The sequence below is a fragment of the Streptomyces prasinopilosus genome (assembly GCF_001419695.1).
Lineage (GTDB): Bacteria > Actinomycetota > Actinomycetes > Streptomycetales > Streptomycetaceae > Streptomyces > Streptomyces prasinopilosus.
Map to the genome: position 1 here is coordinate 1 of NZ_LIRG01000148.1, position 4,939 is coordinate 4,939.

The 4,939-nt window shown below is 74.5% G+C and carries 4 protein-coding genes; all 4 read right to left on the reverse strand.

Annotation, left to right across the window (positions count from 1 at the left end; genetic code table 11):
- Positions 1 to 38: 38 nt before the first annotated feature.
- The 4 genes from rfbC to AOK18_RS07580 all read right to left on the reverse strand — a co-directional run bounded on the left by rfbC (position 39) and on the right by AOK18_RS07580 (position 4,864).
- Complete coding sequence (gene rfbC / locus AOK18_RS07565; RefSeq protein WP_055571775.1) at positions 39 to 647, reverse strand: dTDP-4-dehydrorhamnose 3,5-epimerase; 609 nt, start codon at positions 645 to 647, stop codon at positions 39 to 41.
- A 3-nt stretch (positions 648 to 650) separates the two neighbouring features.
- The gene (locus tag AOK18_RS07570) at positions 651 to 2,588 is read right to left on the reverse strand and encodes a glycosyltransferase family 2 protein (RefSeq protein ID WP_055693819.1); all 1,938 of its coding nucleotides are present in this window, start codon (positions 2,586 to 2,588) and stop codon (positions 651 to 653) included.
- A 359-nt stretch (positions 2,589 to 2,947) separates the two neighbouring features.
- Positions 2,948 to 3,667 carry an SRPBCC family protein gene (locus AOK18_RS07575; protein ID WP_055693820.1) on the reverse strand — a complete coding sequence of 240 codons (720 nt, stop codon included), beginning with the start codon at positions 3,665 to 3,667 and terminating at the stop codon, positions 2,948 to 2,950.
- 87 nt (positions 3,668 to 3,754) lie between these two features.
- Complete coding sequence (locus tag AOK18_RS07580) at positions 3,755 to 4,864, reverse strand: XdhC family protein (RefSeq protein ID WP_055693821.1); 1,110 nt, start codon at positions 4,862 to 4,864, stop codon at positions 3,755 to 3,757.
- Between the last annotated feature and the right edge of the window lie 75 nt (positions 4,865 to 4,939).

Here is a 4,939-nt window from a genome sequence, read left to right on the forward strand (position 1 = left end):
CTGGGAGCCCCTGCGCCGCGCGCTCGGCCAGGTCGGCGTCAGCCGCTGAGCTTCCTGCCGCGCAGCTCCTCGTAGCGTGCGCGGCAGGCCTCGTACGACGGCAGCAGGCCGAGGCGCTCCGCCTCGGCCAGTGTCGGAGCCTGCTCGTCCTTCCGCGACAGCACGGGGGCGATGCCCCGCGGCCACTCGATGCCCAGGGCCGGGTCCAGCGGGTGCACCCCGTGTTCGCGGCCCGGCGCGTACCCCGTCGAGCACAGGTACATCACCGTCGCGTCGTCGGTGAGCGCCATGAAGGCGTGCCCCAGCCCCTCGGCGAGGAACACCGCGTGCCGGCTGTCGTCGTCCAGCCGCACGGCCTCCCAGCTCCCGTACGCCGGTGAGCCCACCCGCAGGTCCACCACCACGTCGAGCACCGCGCCGCGCACACAGGTCACGTACTTGGCCTGGCCGGGCGGCACGTCCGCGAAGTGCACCCCGCGCAGCACGCCGCGGCGCGACACCGAGCAGTTGGCCTGCGCCAGGGCCAGGTCGTACCCCGTCGCCTCGCGGAACTCCTCACCGCGGAACCACTCGTGGAAACTGCCCCGGTCGTCCGGGAACACCTTGGGCTCCAGGAGCCAGACGCCCTCCAGGTCCAGTGCGCGCACCGGTCACCGCCTCCGCTTGATCAGCGGCGCCACCCTCGTACGGGCGACGCCCAGCACCCGCCGCGCCCTGCGCAGCAGCTTCTCCACGGCACCGGGGCGCGGGACCTGCACCACCAGCACCCCGCCCCGGCCGGCGCGCAGCGCGAACGGCAGCCCGTCGAACCGCGGTTCGGCGGCCTCCGGGTCCAGGCAGAGCGCCACCCGCCAGACACCGCGGGGGAGGCCCGAGGGCAGCGTCGCCTCCAGCAGCGACCCCGGCCGCCGCGGCCCGGTCGTCAGCGCGCCCGGCGCGTACAGGGTCCGGCCCGCGGAGGTGAACCGGAGGCGCACCGGGGTGCCGTCCGCCGCGTGCAGCGGAATCCCGGCGCGCAGGCGCGCCCCGGACACCGAGACGTCCGGCCGCCGCACCCGACCGAGGCCGAGCCGTCTGCCCTTCACCCCGACGTCCAGGGAGAGGTTGCCGTGCGGCTCCGTCCAGTACGGCAGGACCGCCCGCCCCGCCCGCACCCCCGCGCACGGCTCCGGACGGGTGGCACGCGGGGCCGGGCCCAGACGGCACTCCCTGGTCCAGCCGCCGAGTTTGAGCCGCACGAGGGCGTCCCAGGCCCCGCCGGCCGGCAGTGTGCCCGGGTCGACCGTGGCCGTGGCCCGCAGCACCAGCCGCACCCGCTCCCCGCCGTCGACCGCGACGCTCTCCCGGGTGAACTCCACGGGCTGGAAGTACTGGGCGGAGCTGGCGCGTTCACGCAGCAGCAGGTCGGCGGTGGCCTGCCCGAAACGGGCCACGGTCTCCGTGCCGATCCACGCCACCGCCTCGTCCAGGTTCTTCGGCGTATCGGTCAGCGGGACACGCTCGGCATCGGCGGGGAACGTCATCGGCGCGCCCCCGGAAACGTATTCGGCGGTGAAGCCGAGGCGGAGCGCGTCGCCCTCCCACTCCACGCTCGTGGGCGTCGCGGCCGGCACGACCCCCGCCTCCCACTCGGCGAGCGCCACCACGTCGTCGTACCGGTCCGCGGCCGTCAGCGAGGCGACGACCTGCTGCGTCGGCTGCAGCCCGGCCGCGACGCCGGGTCCGAACCGCTCGACCACCACCTTGTGGATCTCCCCGAACAACTCCCTGCGGTAGTCGTCCGGCAGGCCCAGCAGCCGCCTGGCGCGCAGCCGCTCCACCATCTCCACCCGCAGCCAGCGGCGGAACAGCCGGTCCCGCACCGGACCGGGTTCGGTGTAGCGCTCGACCACGTCGAGCGCCTCGCGGAGGTTGCCGAAGTAGCCCACCGGGTCGAAGCGCTGGAAACCGGCGTTGGAGGCGTCGGGACGCCCGATGTGGTAGTAGCAGACGTAGTCGCTGAGGACGGACACGTTGGCCGCGCGCAGGTACGCCTCGGTGACGAAGACGTGGTCCTCCAGACGCCGCCGCCCCTCGGGGAACCGCAGCCCGATCTCGTCGAGGAACGCCCGGCGGAACATCTTGTGCGGGGTGAGGCTGTCGATCAGCGGAGCGTTCTCCACCGTGGCCCGCGGGTGGCTGCGGCGGAACAGCTCCACCGGCACGCTGCGGTTCTTGCCGGCCATCTTGCCCACGACGACGTCCGCGCCGTGAGCCACCCCGTACGCGTACATCCGCTCCAGGGCCTCGTCGCCCAGGTAGTCGTCGTTGTCGACGAACATCACGAACTCGCCCCGGGCGGCGGCGATCCCGACGTTGCGCGGCTTGCCGGACCAGCCGGAGTTCTCCTGGTGGATCACCCGCATCCGGGGGTCCTCGGCGGCCAGTCGGTCGAGCCGTGCGGACGTCCCGTCGGTGGATCCGTCGTCGACGAAGATCGCCTCGTACTCCTCGGGAGGCAGGGACTGCCGTCGCAACGAGGAGATGCAGTCCTCGATGTAGATCCCCGGGTTGTACACGGGGACGATGACGCTGACCTTGACCGGCATCTGGATGTGTGGCCCTTCGGGTCGCTTGCCGTCGGACGGGCGGCTTGGTGCGCGTTGCCCGATCGTAACCCCGTGGCCACCTCGGTCCCGCCTTTCAAACGCCGTCGAGACCGTGCCGTGATCGTGTTTCGCACACCGGGGCGATCGGCGTACGCACAAGGGGAACTGACGGCCGGTCAGCGGCTGAAGGGCCGGATCCGGGAAGGCCGGACCGCTTCGTGTCGGTGGAAGCGGCCCGGACTCTGCGAGTAGATGCGCTTTTCACGGACCTCCTTCCGCGCTCGGAGGTGCTACGGGGCTGAATACCCGCACCCGCACGACCCACACATACCTTTTGTGCCTATTTTTCGGCCCGTGCGTCAGGCGCGGTGCCGCGCGCGGATCCGTGCGATCAGCAGGCCCAGCACGACGGCGCCCGCGAGCACCGCGGCGGCCCGCTTGGCGACCGGCAGACCGGCGGTGCGCAGCAGGTCGAGGGGCTCGTCCTGCGGGGCCCCGGCACGCCGGGCGGCCTGCGGCGCACCGGCCGCGACGGCCGCCCCCGACCCGTCGGCCGCGACGCTCTCTCCGGCCACACCGGCCTCTCCTGTTCCACCGGTCTCCTTCGCCGCACCGGTCTCTTCCGCCGCCTCGGGCGGTCGCGTCAGCTGTTCGGACAGGCAGGCGGCGAACCGGCCGACGAGCCGCTCGCCGACCTCCGCCAGCACCCCGCGGCCGAACTGCGCCGGCCGCCCGGTCACCGTCAGGTCGGTGAGCACCGACACCGCCGTGCCGCCGTCCCGCTCGTCCAGCGTCGCCGTGACGGTCGCCCGCGCGGTGCCCTGCCCCCTGGTCTCCCGGCCGCTGGCGGCCAGCACCATCCGGTGGGCCGTCCCGTCCCGCTCCTCGAAGACGGCCGTGCCCCGGTAGGTCACGGTGACCGGCCCCACCTTGACCTTGACCGAGCCGGTCACCGTCCTGCCGTCGTACTCCTCGACGGTCGCCCCCGGCAGGCACGGCGCGACCCGCTCGATGTCGAGGAGCGCCGGCCAGGCGTCGTCGACCGGCACGGGGACGGTGAACTCGTGACGCAGTTCCATCTCTTCCACCTCGCGGTTCGGTTCTCGGGTGACCAGGGAAGGGGCGGGGGCCGGCAGTCCGGCGGGGCCCGGGCGGGCCGAGGGCGCTCAGAGCGCGGGCACGGGCGGATGGACCGCCCCCTCGGTCGCGGACAGCGGTGCGCCCGTGCCGCCCCAGCGCAGCGCGACGATCTCGGCGGCCACCGACACCGCCACCTCCTCGGGCGTACGGGCCCCGAGGTCGAGCCCGACCGGTGAGCGCAGCCGGGACAGCTCGTCCCCGGTGAGCCCGGCCTCCACCAGCCGGGCCCTGCGGTCCGTGTGGGTGCGGCGACTGCCCATCGCCCCGATGTAGGCGGCCGGCCGGCGCAGTGCCTCCAGGAGCAGCGGCACATCGAACTTCTGGTCGTGGGTGAGGACGCAGATCACCGTGCGCTCGTCGGTCTCCGTGCCCTGCAGATACCGGTGCGGCCACTCCACGACCACCTCGACACCCTCCGGGAAGCGGCGGGGCGTGGCGAACACGGGGCGGGCGTCGCAGACGGTGACCCGGTAGCCGAGGAAGGCGCCGATCCGGGCCACGGCCGCCGCGTAGTCGATCGCCCCGAAGACCAGCATGCGCGGCGGCGGCGCGAAGGACTGCAGGAACACGCTCACCGCGTCCTCCCGGCGCTGCCCCCGGGGCCCGTAGTGGCGCAGCCCCGTGGCGCCGAGGGCCAGTTCGCCGCGCGCGTCGGCGGTGACCGCCGCGTCCAGGCCGGCCGTCCCCAGGGTGCCCGCCAGCCGGTCCCGCCACACGGCCAGCGTGGCCCCGCGCGGTGCGGGACCGTCGGTCACCGTCGCCACGGTCACCGGCTCGCCCGCGGCGACCGACTCCGCGACGGCGCCGAACGCCGGGTCCCGCTCCGGCGTCACCGGGCGCACGAGCAGGGTGATCTCACCGCCGCAGGTCAGGCCGACCGCGAAGGCGTCGTCGTCGCTGTAGCCGAAGGTCTCCAGCCGGGCGCCGCCGTCCTCGACGACCTCCCGGGCCAGCTCGAACACCGCGCCCTCGACGCACCCGCCAGACACGCTGCCCACCACCTCGTCGTCCGGCCCCACGGCCATCGCCGCGCCCGGATCACGCGGGGTGCTGCGGCTCGCGCCGACCACGGTGGCCAGGCCGAACGGCCGGCCCGCGGCGTACCAGCCGGTGAGTGCCGGGAGGATGTCACGCACGGGGGACTCCTTCGCGAAGGACGGGGGCCGGGACGGACGCGGAGGCCCGGGCGGGGGAGGCCCGGCCGGGCCTCC